This is a genomic window from Halostagnicola bangensis (assembly GCF_054653435.1).
Genome location: NZ_BAAIGG010000002.1, coordinates 1,369,620 through 1,388,611 on the forward strand (window position 1 = coordinate 1,369,620; position 18,992 = coordinate 1,388,611).

Here is an 18,992-nt window from a genome sequence, read left to right on the forward strand (position 1 = left end):
CTCGCGATCGATCCGCGATCAATCCAGACAGACGTACGTTCTCGTCGTCCCGACTCCCTCGCGAGGGCGGATTTCCACACTAACGAGGCGGAGCAACGATTGGACGTCGGGCCCCTCGAGTTCGAGGATCACGTCGAATTCGCCGACAACGACGTGCGCTCCGTCGACACCGTCGACCGCCGAGAGCTCCCGACAAACCCGTTCAGAGGTTCCAGCAGCGCACGTGAGGAGTGTGTATGTCCGTACCATTATCTCCCGGAACGTGCTCGACTCCATTAATCTCGAGGGGTCGTCCCATCCACGCGGTTGACCCGTCTACGCAGTTGGCCAGTCCCATCTACCCACTCAGCCCGTCGGTAGACTAATTTGACCGTCGCACCGGCGCAGTCCTCGATGCAGACGGTGGTTCCTACTGCGACGGTGTCAGGAACTGTCTCAGTTGCCTGAGAACTGGTTCACCGACCACGTTGCCGGCGCGAGCAAGGATCACCGTCTGGTCGGTCCGCCGGACGACCGCCCGCGGGATCGAACCCACGAATCGACGGTGAAGCGCGCTTTGGCGAGTCGCACCGAACACGAGAATGTCGTGCTCGGGAACGTTCTCGACGATCGCATCAGCGACATTCGCTCCCCGTTCGATCCTGGCATCGATTCGAACCGTCGGATCGGCCGCCGTCTCGAGGGCGATTTCTGCGTCGGTGACGTATCCGTGTGCGGCCTCCGAATTGCCATCGGGAGGGGCGATCGAGAGAACGGAGACGGCGGCGTCATTGCTGGCGGCGATCGCCGTTGCCACTCTCGCCGCAGGGCCGACGTGGGGTCCGCCGGCGACCGGCAGGAGAATCGAATCGACGCCGTTGGCCTCGTGGCCGATCCGCTCGACGTAGAGGTCACACGGAACGCGCTCGATCAACTGGTCGACGGTCGTTCCCAGGACGGCGTTCGTCCGACCCTGGCGCTCCCGCCATCCGACGACGAGTGCGCGCGCCTGTGAGTCCGTCACCGCCGTCATGATTCCGTCGACGACCGATCGGGCGACGATCACCTCGCTTTCGACCGTCACGTCTTCGGGTGCCACTTCGATCGCTCGCTCGAGGATCTCGCGGCTGTTTCCGGGGTACTCCTCGATGATCGTCTCGTCCGTGTACAGCGAAAACGGAGAACTATGTGGCTTGACGGCGATCGAAACGATTCGGACGACGCCGTCCTCGAGTCTGGCGAGGTCGCCAGCCGTTCGGACCAGTTGTTCGACGTGAGACGGAGAACCAACCGCGACGAGGACCGGCTGGTTCGCTGATGGCTGGGACATACTCGAGACCACAACGTGTAGTACTGAATAGGTTTGGTTCGTATTACCAGTCATGGTACCCGATGCGAAGATGGAATGCAAAGCTATATTGAAACGTTATAGAAATTTATTCGAATTAAAAATAGCGCTCGGTCGGATCTAATCAAGAGAAACATCGAAGACGTGATCTCGTAAGTAATTCCGCTTCACCGGGTTCGACACAGGATCTATCCAACGGGGAAATCGCCGCAATAACCGTGTTGGGCTCCTCTCCAACGCAATCGAATTGAGGAGAGGCTGACGGTGAGACAACCGAAATAAGTACTGACAAAGAATATATTTCACCCAATATAAAAATCATACATGGATCTATAGTCGAATATAGTTCATACTCATCGGATGAATTTGGATATAGTATTTGTATTCAAATAATATCTGTTCAAATAGAGTAAGGAAATAGGTGTGACCGTTTCTCGGTGATTCTGCGATCACGAAACTGGTGAATATACCGATACCGGAATAAATGATTTGACCGTTCTATCATTTAGATTGTGAATAGTCGCTGACTGACTTCACCCTGATCACTGGACGGACGCGGCTGGTACACAAACGATGAACAATGAAACCTACACTTCTCGAGGCGGTGCTCGTTCGGTTGCCGGCAGAGTCAGGGGCAGCTGCGAGTTCGATTCCTACCAGAAAACCCATCAGCAATTGGTCTCGACGAACGTCACAATGCACGACAGAAGATGCGATCGCCGTCGCTCGTCGAAAGGGACGATCACGGTGAAGCACCGATGTGAACGTCCTCGACAGGGTGCGGTGCTCGATCCGACGGATAGTTCGATACTTCGGCGGTGTTTTCTCCGCCGCGTTTTGCGAAGATCCGTGTCTAGAAGTCGCCGTCGGCCCCCCTTGTTTCGCGTCGGACTCTCAAATCGTGAGAGATCTCGAAACATAACCGTGGCTATTAATCGAACAACCAATTCCGTATACAGCCCTACCGGTCTGGAGGGATACTACCGCCTCATAGAAGAGCGAAAGTATGACCGCACCCTCGGAAGAATCATCCGGAAATGAGCGATCCAACCGGTTCGGGAGATTCCCGGTGAGCACCAAATGAGCTTACTAATTGTGGTCGCAACGTGGTTGCTCCTCACCCTTTTCTATCTCTGCTTTTTATTCGGGGCCGGAGACACAGACTGCTGACCGGACGTGGTTGGAACTTCGATTCCAGTCGTTCACTATTCCGTCGATAGTCGTCCCCCGTTCTCGGCTCTCGCCGATTGCGACGGTCGCGAGCGCTGATCCCACCAGAGCGATCCTGTTGCGATTATGGATCCCTCTCATCGCGAACGGTGGACCACTCTCTCGACAACGGAGAAATCAAAGATGCTCACATTACAGTCGATCGCGTCGACGATGGGGAGGTCGCTTCCGATCGCGTACTCGAGATTCTCTTTTTCAGGATGGTTCTTGCCCTCGAGCACATCGCCTGCGATTCCTGACCTTCGCGCGTGTTCGTTCGGGTCCCGCTTCGTTCCGATAGTCGTCGCTCAAACGTTCACTCGCGACAGAAGCGGATGGGATTACCGAATGAGAGCTTCATTGCTCTTTGCCCTACACAAGCATGGGGGGTGCTCTATCCAGTCAAAATACTGTGTGTCCGTGTCGGTCATTCCTTGCGACCATCGCCTCACGATCGTTTCTGTTCGAATATCACAACAAAACCACCAGAGGAAACGGCTTCGGTTGAGACTTCAGCCGTGCACCTATGTGACCGGGCTTATATCATGGTAGCAGATATTTCCACATATGAGACGACGAGACTGCCTCGCTACGTTCGGTATAGGGACGGTAGCGGCCCTTGCTGGATGTACGTCAGATACTGATAACGGCGACGAGAATGGGGACAACGACTCACCAAACAACTCGAGCAATGAAAGCAGTGAGGAAGGTGCGAGCCTCCCAGAACAGCCGACCATCACAACTGAAGATACCAACCCAGACCGTGCAACAACCACGCTCGAGATAGAATGGAACGCTACCGTGTTCGACACCTACCAAAGTGATCCTGAGACAGACCAGTTCCACAGACCTCCAGAGGGAGAACAACACCTGGTTATTCAAAAAGAGATAACGAACACAGGCGAGGAAACAGCCAACTTCGTCCCCCGTCAAATGAACGTTGCTGTCGGTGGGACCGAAGCGGATTGGACTGTTATTGACGATGTAAGTAAGTTAGATGTCGATCTCGAACCAGAGGAGAGCGTGAACGAGTGGACAGCATTTGCGGTTCCAGAGAATCCAAGCGAGGTAGCGATAACGATCCAAGAAGTAGTGAGTGTCGACTATGCAGCTACGTTCACCCACGACGAGAATCTCGAGGTCGAAGTAGTTCCTGCGGAATAAGCCCGGCTCGCGTAACGTTACAGCCACCTACTTCCTCCGTTTTCGGTGTGATTACCGTTCGTATCTCTCGAGCCAATTCGGCCCGCTGTAGGCGTCGACGCAGAACCTCGGACTACTGCAAATCCGGCAATCATTACGCATTTGTCACTCGTAGATTTGCTTGCGACAGAAGTGAGTGGGATCGCGCGGATTTGAACCAACGGAAGACATTCCTGCTCGCTCGTTACACTCGCTGTGCGGGCTATGACTTCCGAGATTCAAATCCGCGCGATGTAACGAATTTGCGCCTCACGAACTTGTTCGGCGCAAAATTAGTGGGATCGCCCGGATTTGAACCGGGGTCACGGGCACCCAAGGCCCGAAGTATACCAAGCTAACCCACGATCCCGTACCTACATCTTAGGGTAGATAGGTTAAAGGGTTTCGTTATGCGATCGAACGATTTACCCTTCTCGTGACGAACCATCTACTATGGTAACTGGACTCGAGATTCTCCTTCTCGTACTGGTACTCGCGGTGATCGTCGGCGCATCGCAGGTCATCCAGGCCGTCAAACCGTTTATCCTCAACGCAGTCGTCGGCTTGCTCGTCCTCTTTCTCGCACAGGCTCTGTTCAACTTGTCCGTGGCCATCACGCCGATTGCGCTCCTGATCGTGGCCATCGGCGGCGTCCCGGGCTCGATTCTCGTGATCTTGCTTTCGGTGCTCGAGATCGCGTTCGTCTGAGCGTCGAACCAAACGTATCCTCAGCACGTAGAAAAGCCGCTCCTCACAGCTCCGTATCGCGAAGTTCGATCTCCGCAACCAGTTCGTACGGATGGGCCTCTTTTCTGATCCCGTCGAGCATCGAGAACGCCTGCCCGGGATCGAGGAAGTGCTCGGTGACGACCCGACCCAACGGCGTCGGCTCGAAGCCGTCGATGAAGTCGAACTCGAGGAGCTTTCCGAGTGCGTGTTTGGTCGGCACCTCGCCGAGCATCCGATCGTTGAGTCGCTTGGCCGCACGCCCGCCGACCGTGACGTTCGCCAGCGTCTCCTCGATGGCCGCCGCCTCGTCGTAGTGGGTCATCACTGACTCCATTTCGCCCTTGAGGAGTTTGAACGCGACCTCGTCTTCGGTCATCTCCATCGAGTTGTGGTAGGCACAGTCGGGTTCGACGAGGACGTACACCTTCCCAGTGTCGTGATAGTCCGGCCGTCCCGCCCGGCCGAGCATCTGGTGGAACTCCTGGACCGAGAGCCACTCGATCCCCATCGCCAGCGAGTCGAAGACGACCTGCGAGGCCGGGAAGTCGACGCCGGCGGCGAGCGCGGCCGTCGTCACGACCGCCGAGAGATCCTGATCAGCGAACTGGCGCTCAACGCTCTTCCGTCGGCCATAATCCAGTCCCGCGTGGTACGGCGCCGCCGAATACTCGAGTTTCCGCGAAATCTCGTGACACCGTCGCCGGGAGTTTGTGAAGATGATCGTCTGGCCGCGATACCCCTTCGAGGATTCCGTGTCGAACTCGCGTTTGACCAGTTTGTTCTCCACGTTTACCTTCTCCTGGCCGTCGGCGAAGGTGACGTGACGTTCGATGGGAATCGGGCGCTCCTCGAACTCGATGAGTTTCGCCTCGAGCGCGCGGCCGAGTTCCTTGGGATTGCCGACCGTAGCGGAAAGATACACCCACTGGGTACCGTCGTACGACTCGCGCTTTTTCGCACGTTGTTCGCACGTATATTTCAGCCGCGAGATGAGCCCGTCGAGTCGGTGGCCGCGACCTTCCTCTTTGAGCGTGTGGACCTCGTCGATGACGACGGTCCCGATGTCGCCCATGTTCTTCCCGGTCCGCAGGGCGTGGTCGATCCCCTCGTAGGTACCGACGATGACGTCCGCGTTCGGATCGAACTGGTTGCCGGAGTCGGCGACGCGACTCGCCCCGACGCGGATGCTCACGTCGACGAGATCGCCGTACTCGTCTTTGAAGTCCTCGTACTTCTGGTTCGCGAGGGCGACGAGGGGAACCAGAAACAGCATCTTCCCCTTGCCGTTGAGCACGCGGTCGATTCCCGTCATCTCGCCGACGAGCGTCTTCCCGGTCGCCGTCGCCGAAACCACGAGCTGGTCGTCGCCCTCGAGCAATCCGTGGTCGGTCGACAGGCTCTGAACCGGCAGCAACGTCTCGAATCGATCCTCGAGCAGCTGTTGGAGGTCGGGATGGAGATCGAGCGTCTCGACGCGGGCGAGATCGACCTCGTCGGTGGTCGAGGAAATCGTATCAAACTGCGTCAGATCGGGATCGAGCTGTCCCTTGAGCAGGTTGACGATCCGCTCTAAATCCTGTACGTCGTGCATGAGTTCCTCGAGGCGCTCTTTGGCCGCGCCCGTCACGTTCCCGACGTGAGAAAGCTGGCGCTCGAGTTCCTGGCTGGCACAGTCGGTACAAATCCAGTCTCGATCGTCCTTGATCGCCGTATCTGTCGTGATCGGGGAGTAGCGGCCGGCCGAGGCGCAGTACCGACAGGTTCGGACCGTTTTCGCGTCTAACTGATAGCCCTCGAGCATCTCCCGAAGCTCCTTTCGGCCCTGCGGAGAGGTTTGCTCGGAGATGCGGATCCGTTTGGCTCGCCGAGCGAGTTCGACGAACTCGTCGGGTTGGCGAGGCTCTTCGGTCGAGCCCTGTTTGAGCCTGAATTTGGCGGGTCTCGGCCCCGCATCCGTCTCCGAGAGCCCCAACTTTGCACGAAACAACCGCTTTCCGTCTCGGCTGACCACGACGAGATACTCCGATCCCACCTCGTGGCAAAATATCGTTTCGACGTCCTGAACCTGCTTCGACACGACCGCTGATAGGACCGTGGCCTACTTGAGCGATTCGGACTCGAATACTCGGTTCGTTGCGCTGGGTTTCGTATTAGGACGTTGCCAAACCCACTGAACGGCTCGCTACAGGAGTTCGACTAACGGGACGATGCCGAACCAGATGATGTAAGCGAGCGACGTCGCCATCAACACGTTGATCTGACCGGGTGTCGACTGGTTTTGCCCCCATAACCGGTCACGAAGCAACCAGAGGAGGAGCAAGGCGTGCGGAATGCTCAGATAGATAGCCGGTCCGTACGCGCCGGGAACCGCGTCCAGAACCCAAAAAAGTACGGCCGTTATCGTGGCCGCCAGCGTTGCAGCCGCCGCGACGAGTGCGGCACCGTCGATTCCGAACCGGACGGCGACCGTCTGTTTACCGACGGCGCGGTCGGCGTCGTAGTCGGGGACCCCAGCCAGCGTGATCGACGGGATGACGGCCAGGAAAAACGGCAGACCGAGAAGCCACGGGAGCGGATCGCGCCACGAGCCGCCCAGGACGAGAAATCCCAACAACAGAACGCCGATGCTGTGGGTTGTGGCTACGTCCAGCTCTCCGAGCGTTCGATACGCCAACTTCAGTGGCGGTATCGTGTATCCGATCGCCAGCGTCACCAACACCGCCGCTACGGCTATTGTCGCGAGAACCGAACCGGCTCCGAGAGTCACCACTGCCAGTCCGAATACCGCCGTGAACACTCCCGTGATGCCGATACCCCGCCGGAGCTCGTCGAACGACAGTTCGCCGTCGACCAAAACGCGAGATCCACCGGTGAACGGCCCGGCGAACGTATTCTTTCGGTCAGTGTCGTAATCGACGTATTCGTTGCTCAACACCGTAGTCGCTTCCAGAAAAAACAGGAACCCGAAGCCAGCCCAGTAAGCCGTAGTCGAGAAGACACTACTCGAGCCAGCCGCGGCCAGCGCGCCGATCGAGTACGCTACCCACGCCATCGGATAGAACTGCAACCGAAGGGCTTTCAGCCACGTCGTCAGCGTCCGTTTCGCTCGCGTCGACCGCGACTCCGGGCCGGTAGCCAGACTCCGGCCTAATTCCGTCACTTCCTCTAGCCACGCCTCTCGCTGCTCGAGTGTCGAGTCTTCGACCGAGCCGAGGTTCGTCACCCGCGTGGTTCGAATCCCGGCGAATCCGAGCGTGGAGCGCTTAACTGCGTTGTTTCCGGGTTGGCGATAGACCCACCGGTACACCCACGCGGGCATGTCCATCGTGACGATCAGCTCGGCCGTCTTCCCGCTCAACAACGCTTCGTGACCCGCCCCTTCGTCCTCGTCGTAAAACGAGAACGCGAACCCGGACGTGAACACCCGATCGAAGAATCCCTTGAGCCGTGCGGGCATGGTCCCCCACCAGTTCGGGTAGAAAAGGACGAGATGGTCCGCCCACTCGATCTGACGCTGGGCGTCGATTAGATCTTCCTCGAGCGGCTGTTCGCTCGGCTCTTCGGTGTGAACGTCGGGATCGAACTCGAGGTCGGCGATGGAAATCTCTCGTATGTCGACGCCCGCGTCGCTCGCACCCGCTCGGTACGCTCGAGCGAGAGCGCCGCAAAAACTGTCGGTCCGTGGGTGTCCCAAGATGAGCAAGACGTTCACGTTTCGGTGTCGGTATTGTACGGACCGAACCAAATAGCTGTTTGATACCCGCTACGTTCGACGACTCTCGGGTCGCCGTTACGAGTGTCGTCTTCGCGATGTTCGACCTCGTTCGTGTGCTTGGGGGCCCCGGCCTCGAGGGTGAACCGGCCCATCGCGAAGTTCGGTGCGCCGTGTTCCTCGCCGATCAGGACGCCCGTCTCAGGGCCGTTCGCGGCATCGACCGCCTCGTAGTCGACATCGTCACTGCGGCAGAGAACGGGTTCGGATTCGGAGCTTTCGCTAGATTCGGATTCCGCGGTAGAGTCGCCCATACTAGCAGATGGGAGCCGTCGCTACGTAACGCTGGGCCCGATACAACGCGCCTTCAGTTTCAGTTTGTCGACCACGATACCGACTGCCGGCGCTCGTCAGTGTGTGAAATACGATTTTGAAATGCCGATACCTCAGCGAATTCGCCTTACAGGCGCTCGACGTTCGTCGCGCGCGGGCCTTTTGGGGCCTGCTCGATGTCGAACTCGAGGTCCTGTCCTTCTTCGAGATCCGGGCCGCCGATGTCTTCCATGTGGAAGAACACGTCGTCGTCCGCGTCCTCAGTTTCGATGAATCCGTAACCGCCTGTGTCGTTGAAGAAATCAACCGTTCCTTTCGCCATTGCCTTTGAACGTAGGTGATAAAGACTCATAACTGTTCCGGAAATCCGTTTTCTGCGGAAAACATCGTCGTAAAGGGGCCATACCGAATAATTAGCCGTTTCAGTACTAGACGTCCTCGAGATCCTCGAGTCGGTGAATCGCGATCGAGACGAAAAAGACGAGCATGAAAAAACCGAATCCGACGAGGAGTCCGAACAGTCCCTGACTACCGAGACGGATCGAGTTCAACGTGGTAACTGCGGCGATCGAGAGGATGAAGACGGCGATAGTCAACACTCCGACCGCGTAGTAGAACTTCGTGTCGGACTCGAGGACGCTCCGCATACGCTCGTTTTCCGGTTCGAATTGCAAAACTGTATCGACGGGTGCACGCGAACCGGAGTTCACCTCGACAAACGTTCGGAGTGTGATAGCTGATCATACGTTCGAGAGCCAGAAAGCGCACTCGACAGCAGCGACCGTCGTCGTCAGTAGAGGAGGCTTCGCGTCGCTGACTCGAACTCGTCCGGAATCGACGCGGCGATCCGGTCTGGCTCTGTCTCGCCGTCGAGGTTGACGAGGTAGGCCCGTCCTTTTTCGTCGCCGTAGACCGCCTGAAAGTCGTAGACGAAACCGTAGACGGTGACTGAATCGGGGATCTCTGCGGATTCTCGAAGGAACTGCGTCTGGTAGTCGACGTTGTACTCGACGAGTTGATTGATGACGCGTTCGTCCGGCCCGTCGGCATCGATGAGATCGCTCTCGAGGCCTTCTTCAACGACGGGGACAAGCTGGGAAACCCACTTATCGACGCCGAGCGGTCCCGGCGGCTCGGCTCCCATCGCGACCTCGTATGCGGCCGTGACTGCGCCACAACCCGTGTGACCGACGACGGCGACCGCCTCGGTTCCGGCGTGGTGGATCGGGTACAACACGCCACCGTCGACGATCCGCTCGCCCTCGTGGTCATCCCAGGTCTGATTGCCGATATTGCTCGGCGTGAAGACCGCGCCCGGATCCGCGACGTTCCACATGCGCTCTTGGGGAACTCGAGAGTCCGAACAGCAGATCGATACCACCTTCGGTTCCTGGCCGTTTTGCACGTCGGAGAAGTAACCGCCTGGGAGTCCTTCCGTGTGGACGGCGTTTCCAGTGAGTAGTTCGACCAGTAGCTCGTCGTCGCCATCGCTCATACTGGTACGTGCACAGATCAGCCCCAAAACGGTTTCTTCTTTTCTCGGATACGTGTCGAATCCCGCACCGAGCTCACAATCGATCGGTATCGGGGTTCTCAGTTGATCTCGAGCGTCCAGTCCCCGTCGGCTTCGACGTTGAACCACGTCGCGTTACCGACGCTGTAGGATCTCGAGCCGTTGAACTCGCCGACGACGTTGACGATCTGTTCTCTGCTTCCGCTCGAGTCGTAACCGTCGACGAGGAACTCGCGGTTTCCGTCGTGAGTGACGTCGAGGCTGATATCGTCCTCGCTCGCGAGCGGCCCGACGAACGACGAGCCAGTTCCCGATTCCTCGACCGGCAGTTCCGTAAGATCCGCCTCAGTGACTTCGGGCTGGTCGATTTCGATCGACCATTCCCCGTCGGCTTCGACCTCGAGTTGGTACGTTCCCTCCTCCACAAACGTGATCGATCCGCCCGGTCCGGACCCGGCCGTGCTCACGAGCAGGTCGTTCGCGAGGTCGCCGTCGGCGGTCGACGCTTCGACGACGAACTCGCCGTTGCCTTCGTGGACAAAACTACACTCGAGACCGCCCTCAGCGAGTTCGAACTCGTCGGTCCGGTGGTTCCCGTCGCCGCCGAACGTGTGTGCGTTCCCTGCCTCGAGGATCGGGCCATCGTCGGTCTCTTCGGGTGCGTCGTCACCGTCGCGTTCCATCGTCCCGTCGACCAGATCCGAGGGCGTGACCACGTCGACGCCGCGGTGCTCGAGGTGGTTGAGCAAATGTTCGAAGTCCTCGAGCGGCATGTTGTTCGCCGTCACGTCGGCCTCGTCCTCGACAATTCCCGGAATCCGGAGGACGGTGAGCTGATTGTACTGATCCGAGAGGTTGATCGCGCGGCGAACGCCGCCGTGGAGGTCCGGCCCCCAGATGAGCGAGTTCATGTGAATCCCAGTCGGCGCAGAAGAATTCGGGCTGGCACCGAACAGGAAGCCGGATTCGTGAAGGTCGCGAACGATTTCGTGGGTCGTCTCGTCCATCCGGTCTTCCGGCGCGAAGAAGTGACGCGAGCCGTCCTCGAACCCGTGCTCGTGGAGCGAATCTCGCGCGTGCTCGAGGACGTCTCGCTGGCGATCCTCCGGCATCTCCGGAAGCGCACCTTCACCTTCCGGATACGAACAGACATCCCAGCCCCCATCCCGAAGTTCCTGAAGCTGATTGCGATCCATTCGCCCCCCTTCTCCGATCCGGCCGGGATCGATCGGAATCGCTCCCGCCCACCCTCGTTCCTCGAGTTGCTCGGCCGCGATATCGTAGTGCGAATCGAGACCGCCGTAGAATGCGAGGATCGCCTTCCCGTGACCGACGACCGATTCCGTCTTTCGGAGGTCGTCGACGACGACTCGAGTCGGTCCGCCCTCCGGTCCGGTCGCGACGATGTTGAACTGTGTCACGTTCGAGAGATCCGGATCGCCGCGTTTCATGATGTAGCCGAAGTCAACGCGAAGCCACCCTTCGTACTCGTCGGGGAAATGCCGGATGCTCGTCAAGTGGTGGTCGCGGTTCGGGGCGAGAACCTCGAGTGCGATCTGGGTGGCAGAATCCACCTTGACTGCCAGCGACGCGTCCTGGTTCTCGAGGTCGACCCCGCCGACGACCTCCAGTCCGGAAGCGGCGGTGGCTTCGTCGCTTTCGATGACCATCGCCTGATCGCCAGTCACCGCTTCGTCGGGTGCTGGCTCGATATCACCGGTTCGGGCCACCCAGTGGTCGTCCTCTCCGAAGTCGGAGATCAGTTCACCCGAGTCAGAGCCAGGCCAGGATGCACCGCCGCTTCCGCCGCCGCCGTCACCGTTCCCGCCATCGCCGTCCCCACCGTCGCCGTCGTCGCCAGAAAAGAAGTCGAGACATCCTGCGAGTGAAGCCGAACCCACACCGACTGCAGCTAACATTCGACGCCGCGAGGAATCGAAATCCATACCGGAAAGCTCCCATCCGGAGTACTTTCTAATGGAGCTGTTAACGCGAATTGCGCTGAGCCAACTAACCGACAGGGTCCGAAGAGAAACACACTGGAGCCGATTCTCGTCAGAGTCCCCGCTCGAGCCGATTTATACAGTCGATAACCGCCTTTGGAGAGAGACGAGAACGGCAGGTGATCGATCGGTCGGTTCCGGGAGGCGAATATTGATCTTCTGTCAGCGAGATGTACGGACATGGCAACCACCAGACAATGGCATCTCGCGAGCCGTCCAGTTGGCGAACCGACCGCCGAGAACTTCGAGTTGGTCACCGTCGACCGTCCGGAACCCGACGACGGCGAAGTGCTCGTCGAGACGCGTTACCAGTCGGTAGATCCGTACATGCGCGGGCGGATGCGCGACGCCGAATCATACGCCGAACCGTGGGACGTCGGGGAGCCGATGAAAGCCGGCGTCGTCGGCGAGGTTCTCGAGTCCAACGACGAGGGACTCGAGGCAGGCGATATCGTCACGGGCGACCTGCTCTGGGCTGAACATGCGGTCGCTTCCGGTGACGAACTCCGGCGAGTGAATCCGAAGCTGGCACCCGTTTCGACGGCACTCGGTGTCCTCGGGATGCCGGGCGTGACGGCCTACTTCGGTCTGCTCGACGTCGGCGAGCCGAAACCCGGCGACACCGTCGTCGTCTCCGCGGGTGCCGGCGCGGTCGGCTCGGTCGTCGGACAACTCGCACGGATCGCCGGGGCGCGCGTCGTCGGCACCGCGGGAAGCGACGAGAAAGTAAACTGGCTCACCGACGATCTCGACTTCGACGCGGCGATCAACTACAAGGAAACGGACGATCTCGGCGGCGCGCTCGAGGATGCCTGTCCCGGCGGAATCGACGTCTACTTCGACAACGTCGGCGGCCCGATTACCGACGCCGTCTGGCCACGGCTGAACGTCCGCGCCCGAGTAGCCGTCTGCGGACAGATCTCGCAGTACAACGCGACCGAAGTCCCCACCGGACCGCGGAAACTCGCGACGCTCATCGAAAAGCGCGCCCGCGTCGAGGGTCTCCTCGTTAGCGATTACGAGGACCGCTGGGGCGAAGCACTCGAGCGCCTCGCCGGGTTCATCGACTCGGGTGAACTCGAATATCGCGAGGAAGTCGTCGATGGCTTCGAGAATGCGCCCGACGCGTTCCTCGGGCTCTTCGAGGGCGAGAATATCGGAAAGCAGTTGGTCAAGGTTGCGGACGGATCGGCGTAAGAAATCGGTTCGAAATCGGTTCAATCGGCGTAAGAAATCGGTTCGATCGGCGAGATCAGTCGGTCAGTCCATATCCAATCTTAAAGAGGTAGATATCGAGCAGGACCACGAGCGTCGTCACACCGATCAGTGCGGCCAGAGAGGCCAGCGGAACGTAGTCGGCGTAGGCGGATGGTCCGATCGCGGCGAGATCCGAGTAGCCGAGCAGTCCGTACCTGACGCCGTCAACCATCAACACCATCGGATTCAGCAGGGAGACCTGCTGCCAGATCGGGTCGAGCATCTCGAGGGAGTAAAACACCGCCCCGAAAAAGACCAGCGGGCGCAGGATGAACTGGTTCATGACGGTGAGGTCGTCGAAGTCTCGAGCGACGAGGCCGCCGATGATTCCGAATCCGGCGAACAACACGGAGATCGTCGCCATGATCGTGACGAGGTAGAGCCCGTTCTCGAGACTGATCGGAACGAACAGTCGTCCGACGATGGCGATGATGACGCCGACGATGATCCCGCGGACTGCGCTGGCCGCAACGTAGGCAACGACCATCTCCGCGTAGGAAAGTGGCGACGTCAGCGTCTCGTGGATGTACTCGTTCCAGCGGCCGTGGAAGATCGAGAACGAGGCGTTCTCGAAGGCGTTCGAGATGGTTCCGAGAACGACCAGTCCCGGGAGGATAAAGAGGATGTAATCGAAGCCGGCGATCTGGTCGATACGACCGCCCAGAATAACGCCGAAGACGGCGAAGTAGAGCACGTTCGTGATCGCCGGTGGCATGAACGTGTTCTTTGGCCGCCGAACGAATCGCAGGATCTCGCGCTGAAAGAGCGCTCGAGAGCCAACCGACCACATCAGACGACACCCCCCTGATCCTGCTCGAGGAAGTCTTTCTCGCGCTCAGGGCCCGTCTCGTCGTCGGCGTTGCCTCCCGAAGAACCGTCCTTCCCGTTGATCCCGTCCGCGTCACCGGCTCCGGATCGGGTTACCGACCTGTCTTCGCGCTCGGTGAGGTCGACGAACACCTCCTCGAGGGAGGTTCGAGTGATCTCGAGGTCGACGATGTCGTATCCCTCGGCCTCGAGGTCGGAGAGCAACTGCGGCGCGGTCGACCCGCCGTCGTCGACGCGGACCTCGAGCGCGTCGCCGGTAACCCACGCGTCCTGCGCGTAGGGTCCGAGCGACGGTGGAGCGGCCGGCGGGGACTCGAGCGTGACCGAAATCGTGTCGGTCCCCTCCTTTTTGAGTTCGTCCGGCGTCGCAACGGTTACCTTCCGTCCCTCGTTCAAGATTGCGACGCGATCGCAGAGGCGTTCGGCCTCCTCGATGTAGTGGGTCGTCAAGAGCACCGTTGTCCCCTCCTCGTTGAGTTCGGTGACGAGGTCCCAGAGATCGTGGCGCAGTTGGACGTCGACCCCTGCGGTCGGCTCGTCGAGGATCAACAGATCGGGATCGGTAACGAGCGCTCGAGCGAGCAACAGTCTGCGTTTCATCCCGCCGGAGAGCCAGTCGAAGCGCTCGTCGCGCTTGTCGTAGATCCCGACGCGTTTGAGTACCTCGTCGGCTCGCTTCCCGGCTTCTTCCTCGGAAATTCCGTGGTAGCCAGCCTTGTGCATCAACACCTCTCGAATGGGGAAGAACCGATCTACGTTGAACTCCTGGGGAGCGAGCCCGATCGCGTCTCGAGCCTGCTGGTACTCCGCTTCGACGTCGTGGCCGAAGACGCGCACGTCCCCGCCGCTCTTGCGAACGAGGCCGACGAGCGTGTTGATGAACGTCGTCTTCCCCGCGCCGTTCGGGCCGAGCAGTCCGAAGAACTCACCCTCCTCGACGGTCAGCGACAGGCCCTGTAACGCCCGTAGCTCGCCGTACTCTTTGATAAGGTCCTGCGTCTCAATCGCCGGTGGCATCACTCGAGCGGTGGCCACGACGGCGGTTAAGGGTGTTGTCCCCGGCATCCCAGTGGGCCATCCATTCCTGTCACTCACAATCATTCGTTTCTGTTATTCACAACCAGCCGCTCCTGTTCACTCACAAACACCATCATCTATTATTATGGGCGTGTCGTTACTCCGACTATGGCCTCGGAGTACACCCCCACAGCGATGATGGACCGCGAATCGCGGTCGAACCGGTACTACAGAAACGCGGTCGAACGACACTGGGATCCCAGCGAGATCGACCTCTCGAGGGATCGAAAAAACCTCCTCGAGGTCGCCGAGACGACCGACGGATTCGATCGGCTGGCCCTCGACGGAATGGTAAACGGGATCGCGAAGTTCGGCGCAGGTGAGGACGCCGTCACCGAAGACCTCGCACCGCTGGCGACGGTCCTCGAGGATATCGACGACCAACTGTTTCTGACGACACAGCTCTACGAGGAAGCCAAACACGCAGATTTCTTCGATCGGTACTGGCGCGAGGTGGTCTGGGCCGTCGAGGACGAACTCGGCTGGGACCGATCGAACCCCCGCGACGAAAAGTGGTTCAACGACCCCTATATCGAACTGTTCGACCGAAACAGGCAGGCGCAGTACCGCCTCCTCGAGGAGGACACCCTCGAGAACCGCGCCGGCGCGTACTGTCACTATCACCTCGTAGTCGAAGGAATTCTCGCACAGACGGGCTACTACGGGATGCAACGCTCCTTCGGTGGCGAGTTCGACGAGCTACCGCACCTGCCCGGCCTCGTCGAGGGATTTACGAGCATCCGCAGTGACGAAGGCCGCCACGTCGGGTTCGGGATGAACCAGCTCAAGAAACTCATCGCCGACGGCGTCGAACCCGCACTCATCGAAGACACCGTAAACGAACTCCTCCCACTCGTCCAGGGGATCACCGAAGACGACCGGTTCCAGCCCGAGGACGGCGAACCCGCAGGTCTCGAGGAGGGGGTACTCGCGAGCTACGCGGTCAAAAAACACACCGACCGCATGCAACAGATTACCGATGCCGCCGCCGACATTCCCGAGGTCGACGAACTCGTGCAACTCGAGGTCGACGACTGAGTTCCGCGGTCGGTCGGATGGGTGGTAAGTTTGGCCGTCGAGTAGGTAGGGCCGTCGAGTAGGTTGGGCGGCTCGTCGAATAGGCAGGGCCGTCGGTCGAATCCGTCGAATTACGCCTCGCCGTTGCTTCGCTACAGCGGCGCGCCGACAAGAACGAGCTTCGCGGCTTCGTCACTCTCGTTGTGGATCTGTCGCTCCACTTCGGTCTCGATCCGGAGCGCTTCGTCGGCCTCGAGCGTCACCGACTCGTCGTCGAGATCGACCGTCACCGTCCCTTCGACGACGTAGTACACCTCCTCCTGGCCGGTGTGGGTTTCGTCGTGGGCCTTCCCGCTAACGCCGGGCTCGAACTCGAGCACTGAAAGTCCGATCTCGTCGGTCTCGAGTTCCTCCTTAAGAAACTACAGACCGCCGCTTTCTTCGGGAATGATCGATTCAGGATCAGTCTTGTGAGCCTTCTCGTAGGACATGTTCAAGAATTGTATCGTATGCCATATAGGTTGGACGAAAGCGGAAGGCTTCGAACGAGTTCCGTCGCAGGCGGCTCCGCTCCCTCGAGCAGGAGTCCCAAGAGCCCGGGACGGTCGCTCGATGAGGTCAACTCAAACTGCGGCGCTCGAGAAACCAACAGGTTACGTGTGAGTTCCGGACGACATCCGCGCCCGAACTGGCGTTGTGGCGGCGGACCGTCTTGTATCGGCAAAACTGTCGTTCGTGCGCACAAGAGACACTTCGAGAAGTTCCGGGTCGCCGTTCGTATCTTCACCTTGTGACGAGAAGCACTTAAAGGAACGCGCGGAGCGACCCACTTCGAGTGGCGACACTCCCTCGAGCCGAACCGTCACGCCTCGTCAACAATGTCCCTTCCGAAAGGTTGAATCGCACGCTGTCCTGAATACAGGCAATGAGTCAACAGCTTCCCGACGTGCAGGCGACGGCCCCCGACGTCACCGTCGGCCTGAACCAGGTCGGCGTTACCGGCGTCGAGAAACTCGTCAAGATCGCTCGCAACGGCAAACGACCGCTCGTCCTCACCGCCGAGTTCGAGGTCTTCGTCGACCTCCCCTCCTGGCGCAAAGGAGCGGACATGAGCCGCAACATGGAGGTCATCGACGAAATCCTCGAGGAGGCGACCCGCGAAGAGGCCTACCGCGTCGAGGACGTCTGTGGCGACGCCGCCGAACGGCTCCTCGAGCGACACGACTACACGTCCAAAGCCGAGGTTTCGATGGAAGCGGAGTTCATGCGCCGCGAGCAGACGCCCGCCTCGGATCGGGAAACCCAACACACCGTCGACATCATCGCGTCCGCGACCGCCACCGAGGACGGCACCCGCGAGGAAATCGGCGCACACGTCGTCGGGATGACCGTCTGTCCGTGCTCGCAAGGAATGTCAGTCGCGCGTGCGAAACAGAAACTCGAGGACCTCGAGATTCCCGAGGAGAAGATCACCGAATTCTTGGACGACGTTCCACAGCCGGGCCACTCCCAGCGCGGACACGCAACGGTCACGGTCGAAGCCGACGGCGATCCGGAAGTCGACTTAAACGAGATCATCGACATCGCTCGAGAGTCCATGAGCGCCAAGATCTACAACCTCGCGAAACGCCCCGACGAGGATCACATGACGTTCGAGGCTCACTCCGACGCCAAATTCGTCGAGGACTGCGTTCGGGCGATGGCCGAAGGCGTGGTCGCCGAGTTCGACCATCTTGAGGACGACGCGGTGATCACGATGTCCCAATCGAACGACGAATCGATCCACCAGCACAACGCCCACGCCGAACGCATCGTCGAGATGGAAACCCTTCGCGAAGAAGTCAACGGCGACCTCGAGCGATAGCCCGCCCCCGAAAACGATCCTTTTCGTCTCGATCGCTTTTCTTTTCGGATCGGTCGCCACGGGGCTTGCGGTGTGAGACGCTCGGTGGGAGAGACCCTTCTCGGGCCGTCCTTGAGAAATCAGACCGTCAGAACTCGAGGGGCTCTGCCTGTTCCCAGCTCGGGTAGAACTCCTCGTGTACGTCGGCGGCGAACTCGGGGTCTTTCAGGTCGATCATGCCGAAGACCTCTTGAGAGTTGAGCGGGTTCGGCACCTGAATACAGACTTCGACATCGTCGATGAGGTTGAACGAGCCCGTAACGTCGTCGTTGATCCGCACCGAGAAATCATCGCGCTCCTGAAGCGTTTCCTGATACCGCCTTCCGACGTTTTCGGAAAGCGACGCGACGAGTTCGCGGGTCATGAGGACGTCGACCGAGACGCCTCGATCCAGTGCGTCCTCGAGATGTGCGAGAACCTCGTCGCCGACGGTTCGGATGTCCATCTGTGGTGCGGGATCCGCAGAGACCATCACGATATCGTCGTCAGCCGCGGTGAGTCGTTCTAAGAGGAGATCGATGGTCTCCTCGGGGCCGACGGAAGCAGTCCAGAACTGCTCTTCGACGGGTTCGGCCGCATCGAGCTCGTCGGAAAGGTCGTCGACGATCGACTCGTACTGTTCGGCCTTCTCGTCGAGTTCGCGTTTTTTGTCGTCCAGCAGTCGATCAAGCGCGGTTGCAGGTTCGACGGCGACGTACTTCTTGGGACGACTCGCGGTCTGACTACGAACGAGATTGTACTGTTCGATACTGTTGAGAACATCGTAAATCCGGCCCATCGGCACGTCACTGGCCCGGGAGAGTTCTTTGGCCGTCGTCGGACCGGTGCTCAACAGCGATCGGTACGCTCGAGCCTCGTACTCCGAAAGCCCGAGATCCCTGAGACTGGCCATATGGATACGC

18 protein-coding genes, 1 tRNA gene and 1 pseudogene are annotated in these 18,992 nt (G+C 59.6%); 6 read left to right on the plus strand and 14 right to left on the minus strand.

Features of this window, described 5'->3' with window-relative positions:
- Window positions 1–18: 18 nt before the first annotated feature.
- On the minus strand, window positions 19–249 hold the full coding sequence (locus tag ACYQ14_RS08470; protein WP_283836939.1) for an Lrp/AsnC ligand binding domain-containing protein: 231 nt from the start codon (window positions 247–249) through the stop codon (window positions 19–21).
- A gap of 160 nt (window positions 250–409) precedes the next feature.
- Window positions 410–1,309, minus strand: a complete 900-nt coding sequence (locus ACYQ14_RS08475; RefSeq protein ID WP_459887059.1) for a universal stress protein — start codon at window positions 1,307–1,309, stop codon at window positions 410–412.
- Window positions 1,310–2,646: 1,337 nt separating this feature from the next.
- Here ACYQ14_RS08475 and ACYQ14_RS08480 point away from each other — a divergent pair.
- The gene (locus ACYQ14_RS08480; protein WP_459887062.1) at window positions 2,647–2,796 is read left to right on the plus strand and encodes a hypothetical protein; all 150 of its coding nucleotides are present in this window, start codon (window positions 2,647–2,649) and stop codon (window positions 2,794–2,796) included.
- A gap of 307 nt (window positions 2,797–3,103) precedes the next feature.
- Window positions 3,104–3,700: a hypothetical protein gene (locus ACYQ14_RS08485; protein ID WP_459887065.1), complete on the plus strand. Its 597-nt coding sequence runs from the start codon at window positions 3,104–3,106 to the stop codon at window positions 3,698–3,700.
- A gap of 315 nt (window positions 3,701–4,015) precedes the next feature.
- Here ACYQ14_RS08485 and ACYQ14_RS08490 read toward each other — a convergent pair.
- A tRNA-Pro gene (locus ACYQ14_RS08490) sits at window positions 4,016–4,088 on the minus strand.
- Window positions 4,089–4,171: 83 nt separating this feature from the next.
- Between ACYQ14_RS08490 and ACYQ14_RS08495 the strand changes: the two genes are divergently transcribed.
- On the plus strand, window positions 4,172–4,426 hold the full coding sequence (locus tag ACYQ14_RS08495; protein ID WP_283836915.1) for a pro-sigmaK processing inhibitor BofA family protein: 255 nt from the start codon (window positions 4,172–4,174) through the stop codon (window positions 4,424–4,426).
- A 43-nt stretch (window positions 4,427–4,469) separates the two neighbouring features.
- Here ACYQ14_RS08495 and ACYQ14_RS08500 read toward each other — a convergent pair whose 3' ends face one another.
- The 7 genes from ACYQ14_RS08500 to ACYQ14_RS08530 form a co-directional block, all read right to left on the minus strand.
- A complete protein-coding gene (locus ACYQ14_RS08500; RefSeq protein WP_459887068.1) occupies window positions 4,470–6,524 on the minus strand; it encodes a DEAD/DEAH box helicase in 2,055 nt (684 codons plus the stop codon).
- A 105-nt stretch (window positions 6,525–6,629) separates the two neighbouring features.
- Window positions 6,630–8,159: an NAD(P)H-dependent oxidoreductase gene (locus ACYQ14_RS08505; RefSeq protein ID WP_459887071.1), complete on the minus strand. Its 1,530-nt coding sequence runs from the start codon at window positions 8,157–8,159 to the stop codon at window positions 6,630–6,632.
- Entirely contained in the window at window positions 8,156–8,473 is a 318-nt protein-coding gene (locus tag ACYQ14_RS08510; protein ID WP_459887074.1) for a cupin domain-containing protein, read from the minus strand. The genes ACYQ14_RS08505 and ACYQ14_RS08510 overlap by 4 nt, the downstream gene beginning before the upstream one ends.
- Window positions 8,474–8,619: 146 nt before the next feature.
- On the minus strand, window positions 8,620–8,814 hold the full coding sequence (locus ACYQ14_RS08515; RefSeq protein ID WP_049951623.1) for a cold-shock protein: 195 nt from the start codon (window positions 8,812–8,814) through the stop codon (window positions 8,620–8,622).
- A gap of 106 nt (window positions 8,815–8,920) precedes the next feature.
- Window positions 8,921–9,139 carry a hypothetical protein gene (locus ACYQ14_RS08520; protein WP_459887079.1) on the minus strand — a complete coding sequence of 73 codons (219 nt, stop codon included), beginning with the start codon at window positions 9,137–9,139 and terminating at the stop codon, window positions 8,921–8,923.
- Window positions 9,140–9,282: 143 nt separating this feature from the next.
- A complete protein-coding gene (locus ACYQ14_RS08525; protein WP_459887082.1) occupies window positions 9,283–9,987 on the minus strand; it encodes a carbonic anhydrase in 705 nt (234 codons plus the stop codon).
- A gap of 98 nt (window positions 9,988–10,085) precedes the next feature.
- The gene (locus ACYQ14_RS08530; RefSeq protein WP_459887085.1) at window positions 10,086–11,951 is read right to left on the minus strand and encodes a polysaccharide deacetylase family protein; all 1,866 of its coding nucleotides are present in this window, start codon (window positions 11,949–11,951) and stop codon (window positions 10,086–10,088) included.
- Window positions 11,952–12,188: 237 nt separating this feature from the next.
- On the opposite strand from ACYQ14_RS08530, the gene ACYQ14_RS08535 reads away from it, so the two are divergent.
- Entirely contained in the window at window positions 12,189–13,205 is a 1,017-nt protein-coding gene (locus ACYQ14_RS08535; protein WP_459887088.1) for an NADP-dependent oxidoreductase, read from the plus strand.
- A 55-nt stretch (window positions 13,206–13,260) separates the two neighbouring features.
- Here the strand turns inward: ACYQ14_RS08535 and ACYQ14_RS08540 are convergent, their stop codons facing one another.
- A complete protein-coding gene (locus ACYQ14_RS08540) occupies window positions 13,261–14,055 on the minus strand; it encodes an ABC transporter permease (RefSeq protein WP_283836906.1) in 795 nt (264 codons plus the stop codon).
- A complete protein-coding gene (locus tag ACYQ14_RS08545; RefSeq protein ID WP_459887091.1) occupies window positions 14,055–15,110 on the minus strand; it encodes an ABC transporter ATP-binding protein in 1,056 nt (351 codons plus the stop codon). The genes ACYQ14_RS08540 and ACYQ14_RS08545 overlap by 1 nt, the downstream gene beginning before the upstream one ends.
- Before the next feature lie 168 nt (window positions 15,111–15,278).
- Here ACYQ14_RS08545 and ACYQ14_RS08550 point away from each other — a divergent pair, with 168 nt between their 5' ends.
- A complete protein-coding gene (locus ACYQ14_RS08550) occupies window positions 15,279–16,208 on the plus strand; it encodes a ferritin family protein (RefSeq protein WP_459887094.1) in 930 nt (309 codons plus the stop codon).
- A 131-nt stretch (window positions 16,209–16,339) separates the two neighbouring features.
- Here the strand turns inward: ACYQ14_RS08550 and ACYQ14_RS08555 are convergent.
- A pseudogene (locus ACYQ14_RS08555) lies at window positions 16,340–16,678 on the minus strand (cupin domain-containing protein).
- 434 nt (window positions 16,679–17,112) lie between these two features.
- Here ACYQ14_RS08555 and mptA point away from each other — a divergent pair.
- On the plus strand, window positions 17,113–18,051 hold the full coding sequence (gene mptA / locus ACYQ14_RS08560; RefSeq protein WP_459887097.1) for a GTP cyclohydrolase MptA: 939 nt from the start codon (window positions 17,113–17,115) through the stop codon (window positions 18,049–18,051).
- 127 nt (window positions 18,052–18,178) lie between these two features.
- On the opposite strand, the gene ACYQ14_RS08565 is transcribed toward mptA, so the two are convergent.
- Window positions 18,179–18,982, minus strand: coding sequence for a TrmB family transcriptional regulator (locus ACYQ14_RS08565; protein ID WP_459887100.1), 804 nt, complete (start codon window positions 18,980–18,982; stop codon window positions 18,179–18,181).
- Between the last annotated feature and the right edge of the window lie 10 nt (window positions 18,983–18,992).